Source organism: Rhodococcus sp. AZ1, assembly GCF_054979605.1.
The window spans coordinates 85,603-107,175 of sequence record NZ_JBUEQF010000003.1; the positions used below are offsets into that span (position 1 = coordinate 85,603).

At 68.8% G+C, this 21,573-nt stretch carries 23 protein-coding genes; 13 read left to right on the top strand and 10 right to left on the bottom strand.

The annotated features are described in order from the left end of the window. Positions 1-129 precede the first annotated feature (129 nt). Positions 130-1,806: an HNH endonuclease signature motif containing protein gene (locus tag ACY48E_RS04865; protein WP_462870971.1), complete on the top strand. Its 1,677-nt coding sequence runs from the start codon at positions 130-132 to the stop codon at positions 1,804-1,806. A 21-nt stretch (positions 1,807-1,827) separates the two neighbouring features. Further along, on the top strand, positions 1,828-2,571 hold the full coding sequence (locus ACY48E_RS04870; RefSeq protein ID WP_462870972.1) for a carbon-nitrogen hydrolase family protein: 744 nt from the start codon (positions 1,828-1,830) through the stop codon (positions 2,569-2,571). Positions 2,572-2,769: 198 nt separating this feature from the next. Here ACY48E_RS04870 and ACY48E_RS04875 read toward each other — a convergent pair whose 3' ends face one another. Continuing rightward, positions 2,770-4,464, bottom strand: a complete 1,695-nt coding sequence (locus ACY48E_RS04875) for a TM0106 family RecB-like putative nuclease (RefSeq protein WP_462870973.1) — start codon at positions 4,462-4,464, stop codon at positions 2,770-2,772. A 125-nt stretch (positions 4,465-4,589) separates the two neighbouring features. Between ACY48E_RS04875 and ACY48E_RS04880 the strand changes: the two genes are divergently transcribed. From ACY48E_RS04880 to ACY48E_RS04905, 6 genes are all read left to right on the top strand, one after another. Next, positions 4,590-5,231: a DUF6474 family protein gene (locus tag ACY48E_RS04880; RefSeq protein ID WP_462870974.1), complete on the top strand. Its 642-nt coding sequence runs from the start codon at positions 4,590-4,592 to the stop codon at positions 5,229-5,231. 24 nt (positions 5,232-5,255) lie between these two features. Next, a complete protein-coding gene (locus ACY48E_RS04885) occupies positions 5,256-5,393 on the top strand; it encodes a hypothetical protein (protein WP_462870975.1) in 138 nt (45 codons plus the stop codon). Continuing rightward, the gene (locus ACY48E_RS04890; protein WP_462870976.1) at positions 5,390-5,821 is read left to right on the top strand and encodes a hypothetical protein; all 432 of its coding nucleotides are present in this window, start codon (positions 5,390-5,392) and stop codon (positions 5,819-5,821) included. The genes ACY48E_RS04885 and ACY48E_RS04890 overlap by 4 nt, the downstream gene beginning before the upstream one ends. Positions 5,822-5,888: 67 nt before the next feature. Continuing rightward, positions 5,889-6,629 carry a YcnI family copper-binding membrane protein gene (locus tag ACY48E_RS04895; protein ID WP_462870977.1) on the top strand — a complete coding sequence of 247 codons (741 nt, stop codon included), beginning with the start codon at positions 5,889-5,891 and terminating at the stop codon, positions 6,627-6,629. Then, on the top strand, positions 6,626-7,156 hold the full coding sequence (locus tag ACY48E_RS04900; protein ID WP_462870978.1) for a copper resistance CopC family protein: 531 nt from the start codon (positions 6,626-6,628) through the stop codon (positions 7,154-7,156). Before ACY48E_RS04895 ends, ACY48E_RS04900 begins: the two co-directional genes overlap by 4 nt. Further along, positions 7,153-8,082 carry a copper resistance D family protein gene (locus ACY48E_RS04905; RefSeq protein ID WP_462870979.1) on the top strand — a complete coding sequence of 310 codons (930 nt, stop codon included), beginning with the start codon at positions 7,153-7,155 and terminating at the stop codon, positions 8,080-8,082. Before ACY48E_RS04900 ends, ACY48E_RS04905 begins: the two co-directional genes overlap by 4 nt. Before the next feature lie 38 nt (positions 8,083-8,120). Here ACY48E_RS04905 and ACY48E_RS04910 read toward each other — a convergent pair whose 3' ends face one another. From ACY48E_RS04910 to ACY48E_RS04925, 4 genes are all read right to left on the bottom strand, one after another. Next, a complete protein-coding gene (locus ACY48E_RS04910; RefSeq protein WP_462870980.1) occupies positions 8,121-9,671 on the bottom strand; it encodes a succinic semialdehyde dehydrogenase in 1,551 nt (516 codons plus the stop codon). 100 nt (positions 9,672-9,771) lie between these two features. Further along, positions 9,772-10,194 (bottom strand): hypothetical protein, encoded by a 423-nt coding sequence (locus tag ACY48E_RS04915; protein WP_462870981.1) that lies wholly within the window; start codon positions 10,192-10,194, stop codon positions 9,772-9,774. Positions 10,195-10,271: 77 nt separating this feature from the next. Then, positions 10,272-11,711, bottom strand: coding sequence for an amidase (locus ACY48E_RS04920; RefSeq protein ID WP_462870982.1), 1,440 nt, complete (start codon positions 11,709-11,711; stop codon positions 10,272-10,274). A 53-nt stretch (positions 11,712-11,764) separates the two neighbouring features. After that, on the bottom strand, positions 11,765-12,925 hold the full coding sequence (locus tag ACY48E_RS04925; protein WP_462870983.1) for a beta-ketoacyl synthase N-terminal-like domain-containing protein: 1,161 nt from the start codon (positions 12,923-12,925) through the stop codon (positions 11,765-11,767). A 196-nt stretch (positions 12,926-13,121) separates the two neighbouring features. Here ACY48E_RS04925 and ACY48E_RS04930 point away from each other — a divergent pair, with 196 nt between their 5' ends. Genes ACY48E_RS04930 through ACY48E_RS04945 form a run of 4 tightly spaced genes read left to right on the top strand, consistent with a single transcriptional unit; the run spans position 13,122 to position 16,181 of the window. Continuing rightward, a complete protein-coding gene (locus tag ACY48E_RS04930) occupies positions 13,122-13,937 on the top strand; it encodes a MerR family transcriptional regulator (protein ID WP_462870984.1) in 816 nt (271 codons plus the stop codon). Positions 13,938-13,986: 49 nt separating this feature from the next. Continuing rightward, entirely contained in the window at positions 13,987-14,403 is a 417-nt protein-coding gene (locus ACY48E_RS04935) for a DUF5313 family protein (protein WP_462870985.1), read from the top strand. Positions 14,404-14,426: 23 nt separating this feature from the next. Continuing rightward, positions 14,427-14,918 (top strand): ribonuclease E activity regulator RraA, encoded by a 492-nt coding sequence (gene rraA, locus ACY48E_RS04940; RefSeq protein WP_462870986.1) that lies wholly within the window; start codon positions 14,427-14,429, stop codon positions 14,916-14,918. A gap of 51 nt (positions 14,919-14,969) precedes the next feature. After that, positions 14,970-16,181, top strand: a complete 1,212-nt coding sequence (locus ACY48E_RS04945) for a cytochrome P450 family protein (protein ID WP_462870987.1) — start codon at positions 14,970-14,972, stop codon at positions 16,179-16,181. Positions 16,182-16,198: 17 nt separating this feature from the next. On the opposite strand, the gene ACY48E_RS04950 is transcribed toward ACY48E_RS04945, so the two are convergent. From ACY48E_RS04950 to ACY48E_RS04965, 4 genes are all read right to left on the bottom strand, one after another. Beyond that, on the bottom strand, positions 16,199-16,960 hold the full coding sequence (locus ACY48E_RS04950) for a hypothetical protein (RefSeq protein ID WP_462870988.1): 762 nt from the start codon (positions 16,958-16,960) through the stop codon (positions 16,199-16,201). Further along, entirely contained in the window at positions 16,953-17,630 is a 678-nt protein-coding gene (locus ACY48E_RS04955; protein ID WP_462870989.1) for an ATP-binding cassette domain-containing protein, read from the bottom strand. The genes ACY48E_RS04950 and ACY48E_RS04955 overlap by 8 nt, the downstream gene beginning before the upstream one ends. Before the next feature lie 62 nt (positions 17,631-17,692). Next, complete coding sequence (gene yidC / locus ACY48E_RS04960) at positions 17,693-18,577, bottom strand: membrane protein insertase YidC (protein ID WP_462870990.1); 885 nt, start codon at positions 18,575-18,577, stop codon at positions 17,693-17,695. A gap of 89 nt (positions 18,578-18,666) precedes the next feature. Beyond that, entirely contained in the window at positions 18,667-18,996 is a 330-nt protein-coding gene (locus ACY48E_RS04965) for a DUF6412 domain-containing protein (RefSeq protein WP_462870991.1), read from the bottom strand. A 91-nt stretch (positions 18,997-19,087) separates the two neighbouring features. Between ACY48E_RS04965 and ACY48E_RS04970 the strand changes: the two genes are divergently transcribed. Further along, positions 19,088-20,797, top strand: coding sequence for an HNH endonuclease signature motif containing protein (locus ACY48E_RS04970; RefSeq protein ID WP_462870992.1), 1,710 nt, complete (start codon positions 19,088-19,090; stop codon positions 20,795-20,797). On the opposite strand, the gene ACY48E_RS04975 is transcribed toward ACY48E_RS04970, so the two are convergent. Next, positions 20,780-21,415, bottom strand: coding sequence for a MerR family transcriptional regulator (locus tag ACY48E_RS04975; protein ID WP_462870993.1), 636 nt, complete (start codon positions 21,413-21,415; stop codon positions 20,780-20,782). The two genes, ACY48E_RS04970 and ACY48E_RS04975, sit on opposite strands and share 18 nt — an antisense overlap. Positions 21,416-21,573 lie beyond the last annotated feature (158 nt).

A 21,573-nucleotide genomic window follows, 5' to 3' on the forward strand; every position in this document is an offset into this window, starting at 1 on the left:
CGTTTTGTGATGATGCCGTTATCAACTTTGTTCGAATATTTGTTCGATCGTTGGTAGGGTGGGGCCATGTCATCGGGGGGATCGGGAACAGGGGCTTCAGGAACAGGGGCTTCGGGAACAGGGGGCGGGGTGGATGCAGATGCCTCTGCGGGCAGTGCCGCTCGGCGGATCACCGACGCCGAGGTTGCCGCCGTCACCGAGGCCCTGATCTCGGCCGTCGGCGAGTACGTCGCGTGCGAGACGTCGCTGGTGTCCCCGCAGGCCCTGGTCGAGTTGTACCGAGCGCAGCACCACGCCGCAGCGGTCCTCGCCGGGCGTGCGCCGTCGCTTCTCGCGCAGATCATCGCCACCGATGCTCTCGCGGGCTTCGGGCGCAATCCGCGCAGCGCCCTGGTCGAGCTTCTGAGCGTGAGTACCAGCGACGCCCGGCGCCAGGTGCTGCTGGCCGAGAAGCTCGGTCCCCGAACCGAACTCGGCCAGGAACTACCACCGGAATGGGAGCACGTGGCGAAGGCCGTGCGGGAGGGCGCCATCACCGACGGCCACCTGAGCGTGATCATCGACTTCCACAGACAGTTCCCGGCCGGCGCAGGGGAAGATCTGCGCACCGAGTGCGAGAAGGCACTCACCGACACCGCGCGCACCGTCACCCCGAAGGGCCTCGAGGCCGTCGCATCCAGGCTGCTGATGTGGATCGACGAGGACGGTGACGCACCCACGGACGGGCCCGACCCGGCTCGCGCGCGCTACATTCGGCTGGGCCGGCAGGACGCGCACGGCTACACCCGCGGATCGTTCTACATCGATGCGCAGTGCCGCCTGCTACTGGAGACGATCTTCGCCAAGTGGGCCCGGCCGGGCATGAACGATCCGGAAGAGAACAACCCCGACCCGAGCAACCCCACAACCAACAACCGCGACGTCAACGATCCCGGCGATGCAGCCGCCGATCCTTCCGACCTCGCCGACGACTCCAGCCTTGTCGATCTCTTCGGCGACCTCCTGCCCGGCAACGCCGCTCTGCTCGTCGACGCATTCGCCCCCGACATCGGCGCACCCGAATCCCCGCCACCCAGCGCGTCACCACCCGGCGCGTCACCACCCAGCGCGGCACCACCCAGCGCGTCGCCACCCGGCGCGCCGCCGCCCGAATCCCCGCCAGACCAGACCGATCCGCCGACCACCGCGGCGGACCTACGCACCAAGGACCAGAGGCAGCACGACGCGCTGGTGGCCGTGCTGCGCGCTGTCCTGGCGTCGGGAATATCGGGGCAGCACCGAGGGAGTCCGGTCACCGCGGTGATCACGGTTCGCCTTCGCGATCTCGAGGAGCGAACGGGGTTGGCGCTGTCCAACACCGGGACCGTCCTCACCGCGCGCGATGCGCTTCGCCTCGCCTCCCACACCAACCCTTACCTGCTGCTGGTGGATGAGCAGGAGCACCCGCTGTACCTGGGTCGCAGTCGCCGGCTCGCCACCCACCATCAGCGCCTGGCGCTCACGGCGCTGGATCGAGGCTGCAGCTTCCCGGGTTGCACGCGCCCGGCGACGCACTGCCAGACCCACCACACCACCGACTGGGCGCGCGGTGGGCGCACCGACATCGATCAGCTCACCTTCGCGTGCGAGGAACACCACGGCCTCGTCGGCGAAGGTCCCGCACAGTGGGCGACGACCATCGCCCCCGCCGACCACCCGTACTCGGGACGCACACTCTGGCACCCACCCGCCGTCGTCGATCCCGAGCGCAGAGGCCGCGTGAACCTCTACCACCACCCCGAGGACCTGCTGTGCCACGCGGGGTGAGAGGCGCAGTAGGTTTCGACCATGCCCGCCGAACCGCTTCGAGTTGCTGCTGCCCAGCCACACTTGATCTGCCTGGAAGCCGGGGCCGGAATCGACCGTGCTGCCACGGTTGTCGCGGCCAACGTTGCCGCGCACGCCGAGACCGTGCTGCGAGCGCAGTCGGATGTGGTGGTCTTCCCCGAACTGTCGCTGACCGGCTATGTGATGGACGCCCCGACGGTCGATCCGCACGACCCTGTGCTCGGCCCACTCGTCCGGGCCTGTGAGCAGACTTCGACCGTTTCGCTGGTGGGAGCACCGGTGGTCGTCGACGGTGAACGGAGGATCGGGGTGCTGGAGGTGACCGGGTCGGGAGCAGAGGTGGCCTACACGAAGATGTCGATCGGCGGCCCGGAGCTCGGTGCGTTCATGCCCGGACCGAGCCCGGCGACAGTTCACGTGAACGGATGGCGAATCGGGCTCGGAGTGTGTCGGGACACCCGCATCGACGAGCATCTCGACGCCACGGCAGCACGGGGCGTCGACGTGTATGCCGCGGGTCTGGTGCACCTGCCGGAGGAGTTCGACGAACTGGCCGAGCGCGCGCAGCGAATTGCTCGGAGGTATTCGGTGCCGGTCGTGTTCTCCGCGCATGCCGGTCCGTCTGGCGCGGGTTACGACCGGACCAGCGGAGGCTCCGGGGTATGGGCGGCGAACGGTGCTCTGATCGACCAGGTCGACGAGAAACCCGGTTCCCTCGCGAAAACCACGCTCCGAACATCCTGATCGGTCTGAAACCATTCGCGCCGACCGCGACACCAAATGTGACCCAACCAATCAACCGAGAACTCAAAGAATATTCTCAGGCAGGGAAGTTCCCGTGCTGCGCCCCGGTCGAATATGCTTGTGGTGCCCGCCGATGTTGTCGACCCCCGACCGACACCATCGGCGGGTTTCCATTTGTTCAACTAACGACGGGCTGGTTCACCGAACGATCGGCGCTCCGTATCGGCTGGGGAGCAGGTCGGCTCGATGCGGAATGGCCTGCACCGCCGGGCTGTCCATCCACAGGCGTAGCGCACGGGTTGCCCGCACATCGTCCTCGTTGTACTCGAGGAGCCGTGTGCGCTGGTCCAGGACCGGTTCGACCCTGTGCCCCATATCGCTTCCAATCACCGAGCCGCCGTTCTCCCCCACGCTGCCGTTCCCCGCCACACCGTGGTCCCCCGCGACAGCGCCGTACCCGACCGCCTCGCGGTACCACCCCATCGAGGCCTCCCCACCTGCCTCGGGATCGCGCCACGTGAAACCGGCCACCGGTGCGACCTTTTTCAAGCCCTTTCCCGACGGGCAGACGAAGTTCTGGGACACGGCAATGTACATGTCGACCCATTCCGGACTGTCGATGAAGGCATGGATCTCCTCTTCCGACGGAATACCTGGCGCGCCGCCGAATCTTCGTGCTGAATCGAGCAACCATTTATCTTCGGCAGCCCGTGAATAGCAGTACGCCGCGAATGTACGGCCGTCGCGGTGCGCGCGAGAACGCTGGTCCATCAACCAGGTCCAGAACTCGGCGAAGGACCTCGCCTCGTCGGGAGTTGGTAGCGGATCCCACGTGACGAAGGCCCGGTAGCTCGGCGGCTCACCGTCCCCGAGGTCGGTGAGAGTGCCCCACATGTAGGCGCCGTGCTCCTGGAAACTCTCCATGTCCACGTCGATCTCGACGTCGGCGCGACGCACCGTCGGCTCGCGGGTCTTGCGGACCATCGGCAGGTCGTCGATCCACGCTCGTGCGGAGATGACGGTCTCCGAGAAATCCCCGTGCGGCCACGTCGGCGGTGGGTCGCCCTCCCACCGCGCCAGCTCGTCGATACTGCGGATACCCACATCCCGCAGCGCATCCGCGCGCGCGCCGGCCGCCACGAGTGAGACGTCGCGCATCCCGGCGAGCACGGCTGTGCAATCGGAGCGCCACACACACGATCGGCACTCGCCCACTCTCGACGGCACGGTGACGGCGCGGCCCTGCGCGACGGCCACCCGATCGGCGAAACGGTGCTCGTATTCCGCGGCGACGGCGCTCAAGCTGTGCACCAGCATGCAGTCGCCGGCGAGTCCGATCACCGCGCCGCGGTGCGATCGCCCTGCGTGGCCGACCACGTCGAGAACACGGTGCACGTGAGTGAGCGCGAGCTGATCGCGCAGCTGCGCGCGCACTTTGCGCTCCGGATCGGGTGCCGGTTCGAAAGTGTCCAGCGGCGAGGTGAGGGCGCCCGAACCCGGATCGGTGACCTTGTGGTTGACCACCAGCAGCGGAATGTACCCGCCCTCGGGGTCGGCGATCAGGCCGTCGATGCGGGCCCGCCGCCCCGCCACCGCATCGTCGGCCAGCACAGCGCCCCAGATGCGGGAAGCGCCGTCGGCGCATGCCTGCAGGGTCGCCTCGATCCGCTCTCGCCGGGAAAGTGCAGGATCGACCACCGTCCACCGCTCCGGGGCGGCGCCGACGAGCATCTGCCCGACTCGGTGCCGATGAGCCGCCGCGGCCTCACGGCGCTGAGTGACGCCCGGGTCCTCGCCGGCGCCGGCAACCAGCGAGCCGTACGCGGTGTCGAGGTAGAGCCGATGGCGACAGCGCGTCAGCGAACCAGCGTCGATCATCACGTCGGACCTCATCGTCGCAGCGTAGAACCAGGCTCCGACACCACCTGCTGTCGACCGCCCCGATCGGGCGACCATAGCGCCCGATAGGCTTGAAGATCGAAACACGGTGGATCCACCAGCGAAGGGACACGCTCACGATGGCCGTACTCAGCAAGCGCAAGGGCCGGGCGACTCGCAAGGCGGAGGCGGCCGCGCTCAAGCACAGGGCGGAGGTCGAGGCCAAGCTCGCGGCCAAGACCAGCAAACGGCACCTGAAGCGGCTGGCTCGCATCGAGGAACGTGCCCTGGCCAGTCAACAGAAGGCCGATCGGGCACGCATCAAAACCCTTGCTGCTCAGGAGAAGGCGGCCAGGGAAGGTCGGTTCAGCCCGGGCCGGATCAAGCGCTACCTGGCCATCGCACGACTGCTCTCACCGGTGCTGCTGCCCATCGTCTATCGTGCGTCGACCGTGGTCCGCGCGCAGCTCGACCAGTACCGCGCCAACCGCATCGGAGTGCCGGTGGATTCGCTCGCCGACTACGCCGGACACGGCGGACGACTGAGCGCACGGATCGCCGGCGCCGAGCGTTCGCTCGGCGAGATCCTCGCGGCCCGTCCGAGCGATACCGAGACCGGACGGTTCGTCCAGGTCAGCAACCAGCGGCTCGCCGAGTTGACGGCCGCGGTCACGGCAGCGGAAAAGATGCCTCCCGCTCGCCGCAAGTCGGCCCATCTCGCCATCGGCGACGAGATCGGCGGGATCGAGGCGGACATCCTGGCCCGCCTCGGAGTGCGCTGAGCGCCCCCACCGGCTACGTCGTCGGTGTTCTCACCGCCGCACTGGCCGTCGCCGCCCACTCCGCCGCCGGGCACGGCGCTGATCATGCCGCCGGACACGGCGCTGATCACACTGCCGGACACGGCGCTGATCATGCCGCCGGTCTCGGCGCCGGCCCGATGATGACGTCGACGTCGACGCTGGTGCTTCTCGGCGGTCTGTGCGTGGTGGTCGGCATCGCGGCCGCGAGTTCGCGCACCCGTTCGCGTGCGTGGGTACGCATCGGTGCGTCGATCGCGGCGGGGCAGCTCGGCGCGCACTGGATCCTCTCGATCGACGCCGGCACCGCGCACGTCTCCCACCACGCAAGCTCGACGGCGATGTTGGCATGCCACGTCGCGGCCCTCCTGCTCTGCTCGGCTCTGGTGGTCACGGCGGAGCGCCTGTACCGCGCCGCGACGTCCGTGATCGCGGTGGCCGCCACTGCGCCCGCCGCGCCGATCGTCGCACACGAGCCCGTCCCGCCGGTGGCCCCGGGCACTCCGATCCGGCTCCAGCACAACCGTGTTCACCTCTCCAGGCGTGGTCCGCCGGTGCTGTCGTTCACCTGACCCCACAACACCACACCTGTGCCCACACCACCGGTGCACAGACTCATCTGTCAAAGGACTACATCGCATGAACACCTCTCTTCGGCGCGTCCTGAGCGCGGGAACCCTCACTGCCGCAGCCCTGTTCGCGGCCTCGGGCATCGCCTCGGCGCACGTCTCGGTCAATGCGCCGGGCGCCACGCAGGGTGGGTACTCGGTGCTCGAGTTCCGGGTGCCCACGGAATCGGACACCGCCGGTACCACCGCGCTCACCATCGCCCTGCCGGCACTGAAGTCCGCACGGCCCGAACCGATTCCGGGCTGGACGGCGGTGGTCGGCAAGGACGCTCAGCAGAACGCCACCTCCGTCACCTGGACCGCGAATCCCGGCGTCTCGGTGGGCCCCGGGCAGTTCCAGCGCTTCGTGATCAGCGCCGGGCCGCTGCCCGAGCAGGCCTCGATCGACCTGCCGGCCACGCAGACCTACAGTGACGGGTCGGTGGTGAACTGGAACGAGCCCACCCCGGCCGGAGGCGCGGAACCCGAGCATCCGACGCCCACCCTCGCGCTGGGCGCGGACACCGGTGGCGGGGACGACGACCACGCCGCCCACGGCGGTTCGTCGGACGGCGCGGCCTCGGCGTCGAGCAACTCCGCGTCGACCAACTCGGCGGCAGGCAACTCGGCGGCAGCAAACTCGGCGTCGGGCGGGCACTCGGACAAGGCCACCGACAACACGGCTCGTGTGCTCGGTGGCGTCGGCCTGGTGCTCGGTGGGCTCGGTGCCGCGTTGGGGATCGGCGCGGCGGTACGCGGTCGGCGGTCGTGATCTCGCGGGCGCTCGGACGTCTGGTCGCGACCGTCGCGGTGCTGTTCCTCGCCGCTGCGGGGAGCGTTCTCACGGGCCCGGTCGCCTCGGCGCACTCGGTGCCGGTGTCGAGCGTGCCGGCGGACAAGTCATCGGTCTCGCAAGGTCCGGCGACGGCGAGCGTGACGTTCAACGAGCCGATCCAGGAGAAGTTCGATTCCCTGACGGTCGTCGGGCCGGACGGCAACCTGTGGTCGCGCGGCACGCCGAGCGTGGTGGGGCCGACGGTGTCGGTGCCGGTCGGTGATCTCGGACCGGTGGGCACGTACACCATCGCCTACCGGGTGACCTCGGCCGACGGTCATCCGGTGAGCGGCACCCGCACGTTCGAGCTCACGGTGGCCGGATCGGGTACACCGGGGCCGCGGGCGGACGCGAACGCGGCCGCGGATTCACAGTCCGGCGGTATTCCTCTGTGGCCCTTCGTGGTTGCGGCCGTAGCCGTGTTCGTCGCGGGGCTGTTCCTGGCTCTGCGCAAGCGCGCATGACGGTGAGGGCGGCGCACGCCGCGTGGTGGTGCGCCGCCCTCACCGGGCTGGTGGGCGTCGGGATCGGGGCGGCCCTCGCCGCACCCACTGAGCCCGAGATCTCCTCGCTCGCCCGAGTCCTGGCGTTGGTTGCCGGATCTGCCGTGCTCGGGTTCGGGGTCCTCGCGCAGTGGGATCACCGCCACCTCGACGCGCGAACGCTGTGGCGACGAGCCTCGCTCACCGCTGCCTTCTGGACCATCGCCGAGCTGGTCGTGACCGTCCTCGCCGCCGCGGACAGTCAGGGAATCGGGGTCGGCGAGCTGACCGTCGGAACGTTCACCGACTTCCTCACCACCGTGTCCGTGGGGCAGGTCGCGGTCGCGACGCTCATGTGTTCGGTGGCGGTCACCGGGATGACTGCCCTCGCGGCACGACGCGAGCAAAGTTGGTCGCCCGTTCTGGTGATGGTGTTGGCGGGGTTCGGTCTGCTCACCCGGCCGGTCACCGGGCACATGTCGCAGCAGAGCTTCGGGGCGGTGCTCGATGCGGTGCACGTGGTCGGCGCTGCCACCTGGTTGGGGGTGCTCGTGGCGATGGCCGCCGTGGTGCGCACACGCCGCGGCTGGGCCGACCTGTTGCCGCGCTACTCGCGCATCGCGCTGTGGTGCATCTGCGCGGTCGTGATCACCGGGACGGTCAACGGGGCGGTTCGGATGGGCACGTGGGAGGCGCTGTTCGACACCGGGTACGGACGCATCGTCCTCGCGAAAGGCGTTGCAGCACTGATCCTGTTCGCGGGCGGCTGGTGGCAGCGACGTACCTGGGTGTCGACGATCGCCGCCCACCGCACGCAACCGGAGGCATCGGTGCGGCGGGCGGTGGTCGAGACCGCGATCATGGGTGTGGCCTTCGGTCTGGCGGCCGCGCTGGCCACCGCACCGTGATCAGCCCGGTTCCGAGCTACCGATCGGGCGAGCCGGACCTACCGACCCGGCAGGTACTTCATGGCGCCGACGAAGCGGGGCATGATCTGCGCCCACAGCTTCGGCGGGACTCCGCGCGCACCGAGGTTGACGATCCGCGTGGTCGAGACGGTCTGCGGCTCGGTGAACTTGATGATGCCTTCGGCGCCGTGGCGACGACCGACACCGGAGACCCCCATGCCGCCCATCGGTGCGGCGGTGCTGCCCCACGTGGGTGCGTATCCCTCGTCGACGTTGACGGTGCCCGCGCGCAGCTGGGCCGCGATGGCCTCACCTTCGGCCTTGGTTCGGGCCCAGACGCTGGCGTTGAGTCCGTACTCGGTGTCGTTGGCCTTCGCGATCGCCTCGGCGACGTCGGCGACGGGGTAGATCGACACCAGCGGCCCGAAGGTCTCGGTGGCCGCGCACTCCATGTCGTCGGAGACGTCGGTGAGCACGGTCGGCTCGTAGAACAGCGGGCCGATGTCGGGACGCGGCTTCCCGCCCGCGACGACGGTGGCGCCCTTGACCTTGGCGTCGTCGACGTGTGCGGAGATGGTCTTGACCTGGTCCTCGGAGATGAGGCTGCCCATCTCGATGCCGAAGTCGTAGTCCGCGCCCAGGCTCATCCGACGCACACGCTCGCCGAACACCGAGACGAACTCGTCGTACACGGCGCGCTCGACGTAGATGCGTTCGATGGAGATGCACAGCTGCCCGGAGTTGGCGAAGCAGGCGCGCACCGCCGCGTCGGCCACCTCGGTGAGGTTCGCCCCCCGCGCGACCACCATCGCGTTCTTGCCGCCGAGTTCGGCGGAGAACCCGATGAGCCGACGCCCGGCCTGCTCGGCGAGCAGCCGGCCGGTCGCGGTGGAGCCGGTGAACATCAGGTACTCGGTGTTCTCGACCAGGGCGGTTCCCACCACCGAACCGGGACCGGGGACGACGGCGAACAGATCGCGCGGCAGCCCGGCCTCGTACAGCAGTTCCACGCACGCGAGCGCGCAGTACGGGGTCTGACTGTCGGGCTTGAGCACCACGCCGTTGCCGGCGATCAAGGCGGGGATGGCGTCGGAGACCGCGAGGGTCATCGGGTAGTTCCACGGCGAGATGATGCCGATGATGCCCTTGGGCTGGTAGTGCACGCGGGTCTTGGTGAGCACCGGCAGCATGCCCTGGACCTTCTTGGTGGCCAGCGTCTTCTTCGCGGTCCGGCCGTAGTGGCGCGAGGTGAGGGCAATGTCGAGAACCTCCTCCTGCGCGGCCAGGCGGGACTTACCGGTCTCGGCCTGAGCCATGTCCAGCAGGGACTCGCGACGCTCGAGCAGCAGGTCGTGGTAGCGCAGGAACACCGCTGCCCGCTCGCTCACCGGACGCCTCACCCACTCGGCACGCGCACGCCGGGCCTTGTCGACGGCGGCCAGCACGTCGTCGGCGGTGCCCACCGGGATGGTTGCCATCTCGCGGCCGGTGAACACCTCGATGATCGGTTTGGTGGGCCGGGCGGAGACGTCGTCGATCGCGATGAGCGAGGCGAGGCGCTCGAAGGTGGCCGGTGTAGGAGCGGGCATGCGGTTTCTCCAGGTCTCGTCGGGCACGCGCGGCGAGTCCGGAGCTGTCGTCTGTGCCGCGTGGTCTCGGACAATCTACCCGCCGCGCGTGGGCAGCCGGTCAGCGTCCGTCCGGGGCGCCGATCGACCGCGGGGGGATTCCACCGGGGGCCATGGCGATGTTGTCGATGTACGTCTGGTGGCACTTCCCGAACACGCACAGAGGCGGACCGACGATCTGCGGGAAGTAGCTTGCCCCGTCGAACCGAGTCGGGAACGGAACGTAGCCCGGTCGCCGGTAGATCACGCGCAGCTCGCCGGGGAACGCCACGATCGGCTTGTCGGTGGTGAAGATCTCGAGGAGGTTGTCGACCTTGTTCACCCGATACACCGGATCGCCGGCTGCGTCGAAAAGATACGTGCTCCCCGGCGGGGTGACCGGGAGCGGGGCCGCCTGTGCTGTCCCCGCAGCGCCGAGTAGGGCAGCGGTGGTGGCGCCGACGACGGCGGTAGCGGCGAGCAGGCGGGAGATGCGAGCGGGCATGGGATTCTCCTGACGTGGTTGGTGTGACCTACGTCATGACTATCCAAACCAGTCGGTTCGTCGTTACTGTCGATATGTCACGATCGGATCGCAGCGTCCTGAACACGGGCGAACGGGCGCTCCGCCTCGAGCTCGAACGCCAACTCGAGCAGCGTCCTCTCGTCGCCGTGATCGGCCGCGAACTGGATTCCCAGCGGTAGCCCACCCGAGCTCTGCTCGATCGGCAGGCTGATGGCAGGCCCACCGCTGGCGTTGTTCAGCGGGGTGAAGCACGCGTAATCGAGCAGCCGCGGGAACAGCACCGAGAACTCCGTCTCCGGCGAGAGGTAGCCCAGCTCCGGCGTCACCTGGCCGACGACGGGCGAGAGCAGCACGTCGATGTCGTCGAACCGGCGACGGTAGCGATGCTCGAGCCGCCGCAGCCGCCACACGGCGGCCGGGGTGGTGTGGATCCTGCGCAGGAAGGCCTCGGCGAGACCGCGCGTGAGCGGCTCGGTGGCCGACGCGTCGAACCCGCGCGCCATGACGAGGGAGCCGAATCGCTGCAGGAAGAACCCCAGCAGCGCCCAGTACTGCGTGAAATCCCGCCGGAAGGTCACCAGCTCGTCCTCCGGGAACGGCAACCCCAGCTCGAACACCTGGTGTCCGAGGCCGGCGAGGCGGTCGGCGGTCCGGCGCACCGCGGCCACGGTGTCCGCATCCAGTTGCGTACCCGGCAGCCCGCGGTCCACCACTCCGATGCGCAGTCGCCGCCGACCCGGTCCCTGCACCAGCCCCACCGACGGCAACGACGGGGCGGGCCGGTACCGCTCGATCTGCGCGAGGTAGGAGGCGGTGTCACGCACCGATCGGGTGAGCACGCCGTTGGAGATGATGTTGACCGGCAACTGCCGCGCATGCTCGTCGACCACCTCGCGGCCACGCGTGAACTTCAGCCCCACCAGCCCGCACGCGGCCGCGGGGATGCGAATGGACCCGCCGCCATCGTTGCCGTGTGCGATGGGCACGACACCCGCCGCAACGAGTGCGGCCGATCCGCCCGACGACGCCCCGGCCGAGCGCTGCGTATCCCACGGATTTCGGGTGGGCGGACGGCCCACGAACTCGGTGGTGGCATTGAGTCCGAATTCCGGCATCGTCGATTTGCCGATACTGATCACGCCCGTCGACAGGAACTGGGAAACGACGTCGGAATCGGACTTCGCCGGACGCGCCGGAACGGCGGCCGATCCCGATCGCGTCGGCACACCGGCACAGTCCACGTTGTCCTTGATCACCGTCGGCACACCGGAGAACACACCCGGCTGCGGGCTCGACGACCGCTGGGCCGCACCCTCGTAGTCGGCGAACTCCATGGCGCACAGGCTCTCTCGGACGGCCTCGGCGCGAAGGACGGCCGCATCGACCGCCTCGCGGGCACTGATCTCACCCGCCGATACCGCCGCCGCCACCGCCGTGGCATCGAGCTCACCGAGAGCGTCGTCGGAAAAGGTGTGCACACGCCGGCTGTCGCCCATTCGACCGACTGTAGCCGCTGAGGGATGTATCGCGGTCGCGCTCGGGAACCGATCTACGACGGCGGGGCGAGAACGAGCGCGGAATTGTGCCCGCCCATTCCCAGTGAGGGCTTGAGGGTGAGCCCGTCGATCATGGGGGTGACGCCATCGAGGAGCCATGGGTGGGCGGCGGCGACATGCGGGGACGCGGGGACGAGCCCGCGCTCGGTGCCCAGCGCGGATGCCGCGATCTCGACGGCGGCCGCCGCGCCCTGGCAGTGGCCGACCAGCGGCTTGATCGAGAACACGTGCGGACGTGCGGGAGCGAGCAGACCGTCGAGCAGTGCTCGCTCGGCGGCTTCGCTCTGCTTGGTACCGGGACCGTGTGCGTTGAGGTAGCGGATGTCGCGGGCCGAGACACCCGCCGTCGCCAGCGCCTCCTCGAGGCACGCGGTCACCCACGTCAGGGACGGCTCGACGGACGTCACGTGATGGCCGTCGTGGTTCATGGCGCCGCCGAGGAGCCGCAGGTACCCGCCCCTGACTCTCGACACCCCCGCTCTCGACGCCCCCGCGCGCGATCCGCCGGTCAGGACGAAGCCGACTGCGGCCTCCCCCATCGCAAATCCGCGCGTCCCCTCCTGGAAGGGCCGACACGCCTGAAGCGGCTCGTCGTCCACCGCAGCAGCGCCCATCCGCACGAAGTGCGCGACGTTCTCCGGGATCAGCGAGACATCGGTGGTGAGGACGACGACATCGTCGACCATGCCCGCCTCGAGCCACAGCATTGCGGTGATCAGCGCGACGTTGCCGGTGCTGCACGCGGCGGAGACGTTCATGGCCGGACCGTGCAGGCCGAACTCCTGCATGACCGTCGAGATCGGTGTGGACGGCAGCAGCCGCAGGTAGTCGCGTGAGCGCCGCTCACCGCCGTCGTCGAGGTGGAAGGTGCGCCAGTCCTCGGTGTCGCCGAGCACCACTCCGTGGATGAGTCCGACACGACGTCCCGGTGTCCAGCCGCGGGCGAACGCGTCGGAGATCGCTTCACGCGCGGCCCACCTGGTCGAGCGCGAGAACATACTCACCGAGTCCGCGGGGTCACCACCCTCGGGGATGCGGGCGAGCCAGGCGTCGACATCGGGGGCGACACCGAAGCCGCGCATCGGCAGCGCGGCTGCCTTGCCGCTGCTGAGCCCGTCCCACAGCACCTCGCGGCCCCAGCCGTACCCGGTCACGGCCCCGACTCCGACTATCGTCGGCGCGGGGGCGCTCGGAGGGGGCATCGTCGGCCTTTCGGGTCCGGTTCCGGGTGAGGGTCGGCAGCGCAGCCATTTGTCGCGCCATTGTCCAGTGATTGTCGAACTATTGATCGGAAAGTTCCAGGCCGCGTTACTTGACCCTCACGTGACGGGAGACACCACCGTGGTTCCGGTGAACGATTCGCACCCCTCACCCGGTACCGCCGGCGACGGACGTACCGTCGGCACCATCGCCCGCCTCGTCGGCATCAGCGTTCGCACGCTGCATCACTACGACGACATTGGACTCGTGGTTCCGTCGGGCCGCTCGTACGCCGGATACCGCCTGTACGACGCCGACGATGTCGCCCGGCTGTATTCGGTGCTGGCGTACCGGGAGTTGGGGTTCACCCTCGAGCAGATCGGACGTCTGCTCGACGAACCGGGGGTCGACGAGATCGAGCATCTCAAGCGCCAGCGGGCGCTCGTCGACACGCGAATTGCTCACCTGCAGTCCATGGCGACCGCCCTGGACAGAATTCTGGAGGCGAGAGAAATGTTCCATCAACTCACACCCGAACAACAGCGGGAGATCTTCGGCGACGATTGGCTCGGCCAGGAATACGCGACCGAGGCGCAGGAACGCTGGGGCGAGACCGACGCGTGGAAGCAGAGTCAGCGGGCCGCGGCTGCGCGGTCGCCGCAGGACTGGGCCGATCTGAAGGCGCGAACCGACGCCCTCGAGGCCGACTGCGCAGCGGCCATGGCCGACGGCGTACAACCGGGCAGCGATCGGGCCAACGCGCTCGCGGAGCGGCACCGCGCGCAGATCGCAGAGCACTACGACTGCGATCACGCGATGCACGTCATGGTGTCGGGCATGTACGTCTCCGACCCGCGCTTCACCGCGCACTACGACGACCGGGCACCGGGGCTGGCGCAGTGGCTGGTGGACGTGATCGCCGCCAACGCCGCGGCACACGGGGTCGGGGCGCACGGGGTCGGGTAACTGCGCACGGGGTCGGGTGGTGGCGTCGGGTGTGGTGTTGGATGGCTGTATGAACAGCAGCCGGGGCACCCACCCCCGCCCGACCCCGGGCCGGCGTCCCCGCCCGACCCCGGGCCAGTATCTCGGCTACCAGGTCGGACGGGTGCTGCCGGAGTCGCTGCAGGACTGGGTGCGTGAGGACCTGCTCGGTCGCGGGGCGTCGGTGCGCTACCTCATCCGGTTCCTCGTACCTGCCCTGGCGCTGATGGCCGCATTCCTGTTCGTGCCGGGCCCGTGGTGGATTCGGTTGGCGATGATGGCGCTGCTGCTGTTGCCCTACGTGTACTTCGCGGTGGCGCTGATGAACATCTACCGACGTCACCGATTGATGCAGCACGGGCTCGACCCCGATCTGATCACCGCGAAGGCTCAACAACGCGTCGACCGCGTCCGCGAGGACTACGAGCGCCGGCACGGTCGTCGGTGAGCGCGGCGGTTTAGGCTCCTCCGGTGACCGACTTCATCGCCACCGCCGATCTCGCCGACCGTATCGGGCCCGACATCCGCAGCTGCGACACCCAGTTCCGCGGCATCGGGGCAGTCACCGAGTTCTGCGGTCCCATCACCACCATCCGCTGCTTCCAGGACAATCTGCTGGTCAAGCAGACGCTGTCCGAGCCCGGCAATGGTGGCGTCCTCGTCGTCGACGGCGATGCGAGCGTGCACACCGCCCTCGTCGGCGACATCATTGCCGGCCGCGGTGTGGACAACGGATGGGCCGGGGTGATAGTCAACGGCGCCGTGCGGGATTCGGCCATCCTGGCCACCCTCGCCATCGGCATCAAGGCCCTGGGCACCAACCCGCGCAAGAGCACCCAGACCGGATCGGGTGAGAAGAACGTGCCCGTCGAGTTCGGCGGCGTCACCTTTTCACCTGGCGAGTTCCTCTACAGCGACGCCGACGGTGTCGTGGTGGTCTCCGCGCCGCTCCCGGTCCAGTAGTTCGCAGGACGCCAGGTAGTTCGCAGCGCTAAAGCTCGGTACGGTCGAGGGGTGACCACCTCGACACGGCCCATCGTCGACCTCGACGCCGCGTTCTTCGACGACCCCTACGCCACGTACGCGCGACTGCGTGAGCAGGGCACCGTCCACCACGTTCGCTTCAGCGACGGCTTCGAGGGTTATGTGATCACCGGGTGGGAGCAGGGGCGCGCAGCGCTGGCCCACCCCCGGCTCTACAAGGCCGCGGCGGGTATCGAGGACATTCTCGACGGCAACTCCGTGCGCGCAACCGCGATCGGCGAGGCACTCACCTCGAGCATGCTCAACTCCGATCCCCCCGACCACACCCGGCTGCGCGGGTTGGTCAACAAGGCGTTCACCCCGCGAGCGATAGCGTCCCTGCAACCTCGGATCGAGGAGATCACCACCGAGCTGCTCGATGCACTCGAGGGTCAGGAGCAGGTCGACCTCATCGAGCAGTTCGCGGTTCTGCTGCCCATCACGGTGATCTGCGAGTTGCTCGGTGTGCCCATCGCCGATCGCGACGACTTCCGCTCCTGGAGCGCGACGCTGCTGTCGATGTCCGGCCCGCAGGAACGCGCCGTCGCAGCCGGCTCGATGGTGACCTACCTGTCCGATCTCATTGCGGCCAAGCGTGAGGGCCGAGACGACGACATGCTCACCGCGCTCGTCCACGCCGTCGACGACGGGCATTCGCTCACCGAGACCGAACTGATCTCCACGGCGTTCCTGCTGCTGGTGGCCGGCCACGAGACCACGGTGAACCTCATCGGCAACGGCATGCTGGCGTTGCTGCGCAATCGGGACCAACTTGCTGCGCTGCAGGCAGATCCGAGTCTGATCCCCGGCGCCGTCGAGGAGTTCCTGCGATTCGACGGACCTGTCGACATGGCCACCATTCGGTACACGCGCGAGCCGGTGACGATCGACGGCGTCGAGATACCGTCGGGCGAATTCGTCTACGTCGCACTGGCATCCGCCAACCGCGATCCGGAGAAGTTCCCGGACCCCGACCGCCTCGACGTCACCCGCCACGCGGGCGGACACGTCGCCTTCGGCTACGGCATCCACTACTGCGTCGGCGCACCCCTGGCCCGCATGGAGGCCGTCGCCGCCTTCACCGGACTCCTGCGGCGGTTCCCGGAGCTGACGCTGATCGAGAGCGACCTCGCCTACCGTGAGAGCTACCTCATCCGGGGCCTGCTGAACCTCCCCGTCGCACCCGGACCTGCGGCGCGCTAGCGCCTGCGAGCTCCCCCTCAGGTCGCCGGGGCGGCGATAGCGCCGATCCTCGACCCCCGCAGGTCGCGAATCCTCGCGTAGCCCAGGGCCGCTGCCAGAAGGGCGATGTTGATCGACAGCGATCCGACCGCCTCGGCCGAGACGGCGGTGCCGGTTCCTGCGACGTCGACGGCCAGCACGTTCGCGTACACGGGCAGGCCCGCGAACTCGGTGGAGGCGCCGAGCGACCACCCCTGCCCGCCGAGGTCGTACACGCTCCACACGAGCGCGATCTGCGCACCGATCAACACGGCCAGCCCCACGCCGGCAGCTCCGATCCGCACGCTCGTGCCCGGAAGCCGTCGCACCGCAGCCGATACCAGCCACGCACTGCCCACCCACGCGCCGGCGGAGGCGATCTTCGAGAACACGGTGAACGCGATCACCGCCACCGAGGCGGGCGGCGCATCGTCCGTGGCGACCAGGTACCCGAGCACGGTCACCACCCCCGTGGCGGCCATCCCGAGAATCAGTGGAGCGGCGACCAGCACGAACTTCTCGGACAACGACAACGTGGACATCCGGAGCAACGGATCACCCTCTCCGGCGACGACGTCGAACACCACGAACACCGCGTAGCCCGCCAGACCCGACGACGCCAGGATCACGGTGAACACCCACGCGATGTTCGTGATGTCGTTGTCCACCAGGGAATCCACGGCCAGAACCAGCAGCACCGTGGCCACCGTGAACCCGAACACCCGGCCCCGTTTGCGCATCTCGATCCCGAACTCACGCACTGCGCACCGCCTTCTTGAACGCAGCCTCGAGGCCACCGTCGGCCTCGAGGTTGCCCACCCGATCGTGCATCAACAGTTGTCCCTCATGGAGGATCAGACACTCGTCGAACAGGTCCTCGAGCCCGGCGATCAGGTGGGTGCTGATCACCATCGTCGAGTCGGGTGGACGGAAGCGTTCGATCAACTCGACCACGATGTCGCGGGTCGCCGGATCCACCTCGGCGAGGGGCTCGTCGAACAGATACACCGACGCCCGCCGTGCCAGCATCAGGCCCAGCGAGAGCTGTTCGGCCATGCCCTTGGACAGCTGCCGCACTCGCTTGTCTCGATCGAGGCCGAGTACCGAAATGATCTCGTCGGCAACCTCGACGGAGAAGTCGTCGAAGTAGCGAGCCAGCACCGCCGGGCACTCGCGGACGGTCAGGAAGTCGTACAGATACGCCGAGTCCGGCAGGAACACCGGCTGTGCGCCATCGATCGTCCGGATCTCGCCACCGTGGTGATCGCTCAGTCCCGCAACGGCTTTGAGCAAAGTCGTCTTCCCGGCGCCGTTCTGCCCGAACAACCCCACGATGCCCGACTCCGTCGTGAGGCTCAGCGAGATCGGCGAGAGCGCGAACGCCGACCCGCGTCGAACCACCAGGTTGTCCAGTTCGAGAAGGGATGGCATCGAAAATCCTCTCCGCACGGAAGTCGTCGGGATGAGCGACAGGGCTGAACCTATCGGTCGGTTCAGTGCTCTGCAATCGGGCGCGCGGAAGGGCGCGGCGCCCGGGTCCCGCCCATCACGATGCGCTGCTGAGCCGCCGTCCACGCCGCGGTGGCGAGCAGGTAGATCAGCACCCCGACCGGAACCATCGGCCCGCCGAGCGCGGCCCCGGCCGGGGCCAGCAGGGTGAGCGCGGCGATCATGCGCGTGGGATCCGGGCGGTCGACTCCGCTCCGGCCGACAGCGCTCGTGCCGACCACCCCCGGTGCCACGTCGCGCTGGCGGGCCAGGGCCCCGCGGGCAGAGAGGAAGGTCAGCACCGCTGCCACCAGAATGAGCGGGATGGCGACGAGAAGCACTGCGGGCCGGTCGATTCCGGCGCTCGCGATGCTGTGGGTCAGCGGCGCACCGAAGACTTTCGCGTCGAGGAACGACCGAACATCGGCGGCGGAGAACACGTAGTTCGGCGTCGCCGCGTTCTGTTCCGGCGTCATCGGTGCTGTCACGTGGAGGAACGGGACACCGGTGGCCGCCGTGCGATCGAACGAGCGCAGCACGTGGAGCAAACCGATGAACACCGGGGCCTGGATCAGCGCGGACAGGCATCCGCGCAAGGGTCGGACCCCGGGCTCGCGGTGCAGCGCCGACGTCGCCGACGTCAACGCAGCGCGGTCACCGGCGTGGGTGCGCTCGAGCGCAGCGAGCTGTGGACGACGCGCTCGCAGGGTGCGCTGATCACGAACACGAGCGCGGTACGACGGCAGCATCGCCAGTCGGACCGTCGCCACCAGGGCAACGATGGCCAGCACCCGGGCGGCGCCACTGCCGCGATCGCCGACGACGGCGTGGAATGCGTGGAACAAGAACCAGAGCAGGGCAGAAACGGGGTAGTAGACGACATCGAGCATGGAAAGTCACCTCGGACTGTGAGTGCGCGTCGACTCGTGCGACTGCGCAGTGAACGGGTCGGCTCTCACCGGCCCGAGGCGACGACGCGTCAGACCGGCAGGAGGCCGAGTCCGGGCGCTCGAGGTCGTGGACGACCAGGGGTGTGCGGGTTGGTTTGCCGGCGGAATCGTCCGTGACGGCACCGTTCTTCGGGTGCCGGCCCGCTGGTGCACGTCGCGTCGACGACGGCGGCCGCCGTGAGTGCGGCGACGATCCCGGCCGCCACGACAACGAGTGCGAGCACCGCAATCGACGCGGCATCGGCACTCCCGCCGAGCAGAGCGAGGGTCGGGAGCACGAGCGCGAGGGCAGCCAGGACGCGAAGCAGATTCGCCGGGACGCGCATGCGGTCCGCCGCGTCGGCCATCCTTCGCTTCACGAAGCAGACGTTACACCGGCCACCGGAGCTTGTGCCCGAATCGTTACTTCAATTGTTCGCACATATGTTCGATATCGAGTACGGTGGTGCCATGAGTACGGGGGGCTCCGACGATGGGGCGGACATGGCGCGGGAGGTCACCGCGCGGGGAGCCACGGCGCGCGCGATCACGGACCACGCCGCCGCTGCCATGACGGCCGACCTCCTGGCGGCCGTCACCGAGTTCGTATCGATGGATACCTCCCTGCTCACACCCGACGCTCTCATCGGCGTCCTGCGCGCCCAGCACCGCGCCTCGGCTCTGCTGGCCGGGCAGGCACCTGCTCTGGTTGCCCAGCTCGCCGCTGCAGATGGCTTGCGCACCTACGGGCGGACCACGCGCTCCGCACTGATCGAGTTGCTGTCCCTGGCCGGTCGGGACGCAACTCGGCTGGTCACGCTGGCCGACTCACTTGCACCCCGGTACGAGCTGGGCCAGGTACTCCCACCGGAGTACGAGCACGTCGCAGCAGCAATGCGCGACGGCATGCTCACCAACGGCCACCTGAGCGTGATCCTCGGCTTCTTCGCCGGGCTCCCGGCCGATGTCGACGCCTTTACCCGGGTCGACTGCGAGAAGTCCCTGGTCGCCGCGGCGCGCACCCTCACCCCCACGGCACTCGAGGCCGTTGCGACACGTCTGGCGATGTGGTTGGACCAGGACGGGCCCGAACCCGACGACACTGCGCCGCCGCCGCCCCAGCCCTACCTGCACCTCGGACCGCAGGACGTCCACGGCTTCACGCGCGGGAAGTTCTACATCGATGCCGAGTGCCGCCTGCTCCTCGAGACGATCTTCGCCTCCCGCGCCCGCCCCGGAGTGAACAACCCGGCCGACGGCACATGCGTCGACGGCACATCCGCCGACACCACACCAACGGACGCGGTACCGGGTGAGCGAGGACGACGGAAGGCCTCGCCGACGAACCCGATGTTCGAGGAACTGTTCGACCTCGCCACACCCGACGCCGAGCCACCGGGCCGCGAGCAGTCCAGCAACGAACAGCCAAGCACCGAACAGCCCAGCGGCGAACCACCCGGCCGCGAACGGGCCGCCGGGTCACCAGAGGACCAACCCGACACCACCGAACCGGCCTCCACGGCCGAACCGCCGCCGGGCGCAGGTCCCGACACGCGCACAGGTCCCGACACGCGCCCGGTCGGGCAGCGCCAGCACGACGCGCTGGTCGAAGCACTTGGATCGGCGCTCGCCTCGGGGCAGTTCAAGCATCACCGCGGCAGTCCAGTCAGCGCAGTTATCACCGTTCGACTCACCGACCTCGAACGCCGGACGGGTCTCGCGCTGTCCAACACCGGCACGGTGCTCTCTGCTCGCGACGCCATCCGCCTCGCCGCCCACACCAGCCCGTACCTGCTGCTGCTCGATGAGCACGACAGGCCTCTGATGCTCGGGCGCAGCAAGCGCATCGCCACACACAACCAGCGCCTGGCGCTACTCGCCCGCGACCGCGGCTGCACCTTCCCTGGCTGCACCCGGCCGGCCACCCACTGCCAAACCCACCACACCACCGACTGGGCGCGCGGCGGCCGCACCGATATCGAGCACCTGACCTTCGCGTGCGATCACCACCACGCGCTCGTCGGCGACGGGCCCGACCGCTGGGCCACCACCATCGCACCGCCGAGCCACGAACACCCCGGCCGCACACTCTGGCACCCACCCGCCAGCATCGACCCCACGAGAACGGGCCGCATCAACCTCGTCCACCACCCCGAGGAGCTTCTACAACCGACCGGGTGAGGTGTCCTGCTCGTCCCTGATCCGGGCGCTCACGGCCTCGAGGGCGAGGCGTCGAATTTCGGTGTAGATGCGCTCGACCACCACCGTGCCCACGACCATCGTCTCCACCGCCGACACCCGGTCGGGCCTGCTGCGCGCGTGACCGACGGCGAAGTCGGCTCGGCGCTCGAACACGTCGGCGATGTCGCTGAAGTCGCGCGCGGAGACCGGGAAGTCGAACTGCCGCAGGGTGTCGAGGAGCGATGCCAAGCGCGGCACGGCCGGGGCGGACGGGTCGATCGACCACTGTCGCAATCGAATCCAGTCCCACACCTCGTCGACGGGCGATTCGGGGTTCGTGTCGGCACGGTCGAGGCCGTGCATCACCGATCCGAACGCGTCGTGCAGGTCGTCGTCGCTTCGGTCGACCTCGGCGAGAACCGTGCGCACCGTGGCGATGGGCAGGCTGCCGACCTCGATCAGCGCGCGGATCAGGCGCAACCTCCGTACGTGGTCCTCGCTGTACACCGCCTGGTTGCGCGCCGTCCGATCGCCGGGGGCCAGCAGACCCTCCCGCAGATAGAACTTGATCGAGGGCAGCGACACGTCTGCGCGCGCAGCGAGTTCGGAAATCTTCACAACCGAGCCTTCACAGAGGAACCTTCACTCCCGAACCTGCGCAACCAAAACCGCAGGGACCCGATGGCGGGCCACCCAGCACGACGTTCGCGGCCTTGACAATCACAAACAGATAGTAGCACTATCTGTTAACAGATAGATCCACTATCCACTTTTGC

Coding starts and splice junctions, on each gene's coding strand:
- ACY48E_RS04870 (WP_462870972.1), top strand. CDS start 1,828: ATGCCCGCCGAACCGCTTCGAGTTGCTGCTGCCCAGCCACACTTGATC.
- ACY48E_RS04875 (WP_462870973.1), bottom strand. CDS start 4,464: ATGAGGTCCGACGTGATGATCGACGCTGGTTCGCTGACGCGCTGTCGC.
- ACY48E_RS04880 (WP_462870974.1), top strand. CDS start 4,590: ATGGCCGTACTCAGCAAGCGCAAGGGCCGGGCGACTCGCAAGGCGGAG.
- ACY48E_RS04890 (WP_462870976.1), top strand. CDS start 5,390: ATGATGACGTCGACGTCGACGCTGGTGCTTCTCGGCGGTCTGTGCGTG.
- ACY48E_RS04895 (WP_462870977.1), top strand. CDS start 5,889: ATGAACACCTCTCTTCGGCGCGTCCTGAGCGCGGGAACCCTCACTGCC.
- ACY48E_RS04905 (WP_462870979.1), top strand. CDS start 7,153: ATGACGGTGAGGGCGGCGCACGCCGCGTGGTGGTGCGCCGCCCTCACC.
- ACY48E_RS04910 (WP_462870980.1), bottom strand. CDS start 9,671: ATGCCCGCTCCTACACCGGCCACCTTCGAGCGCCTCGCCTCGCTCATC.
- ACY48E_RS04915 (WP_462870981.1), bottom strand. CDS start 10,194: ATGCCCGCTCGCATCTCCCGCCTGCTCGCCGCTACCGCCGTCGTCGGC.
- ACY48E_RS04920 (WP_462870982.1), bottom strand. CDS start 11,711: ATGGGCGACAGCCGGCGTGTGCACACCTTTTCCGACGACGCTCTCGGT.
- ACY48E_RS04935 (WP_462870985.1), top strand. CDS start 13,987: ATGAACAGCAGCCGGGGCACCCACCCCCGCCCGACCCCGGGCCGGCGT.
- ACY48E_RS04955 (WP_462870989.1), bottom strand. CDS start 17,630: ATGCCATCCCTTCTCGAACTGGACAACCTGGTGGTTCGACGCGGGTCG.
- yidC (WP_462870990.1), bottom strand. CDS start 18,577: ATGCTCGATGTCGTCTACTACCCCGTTTCTGCCCTGCTCTGGTTCTTG.
- ACY48E_RS04970 (WP_462870992.1), top strand. CDS start 19,088: ATGAGTACGGGGGGCTCCGACGATGGGGCGGACATGGCGCGGGAGGTC.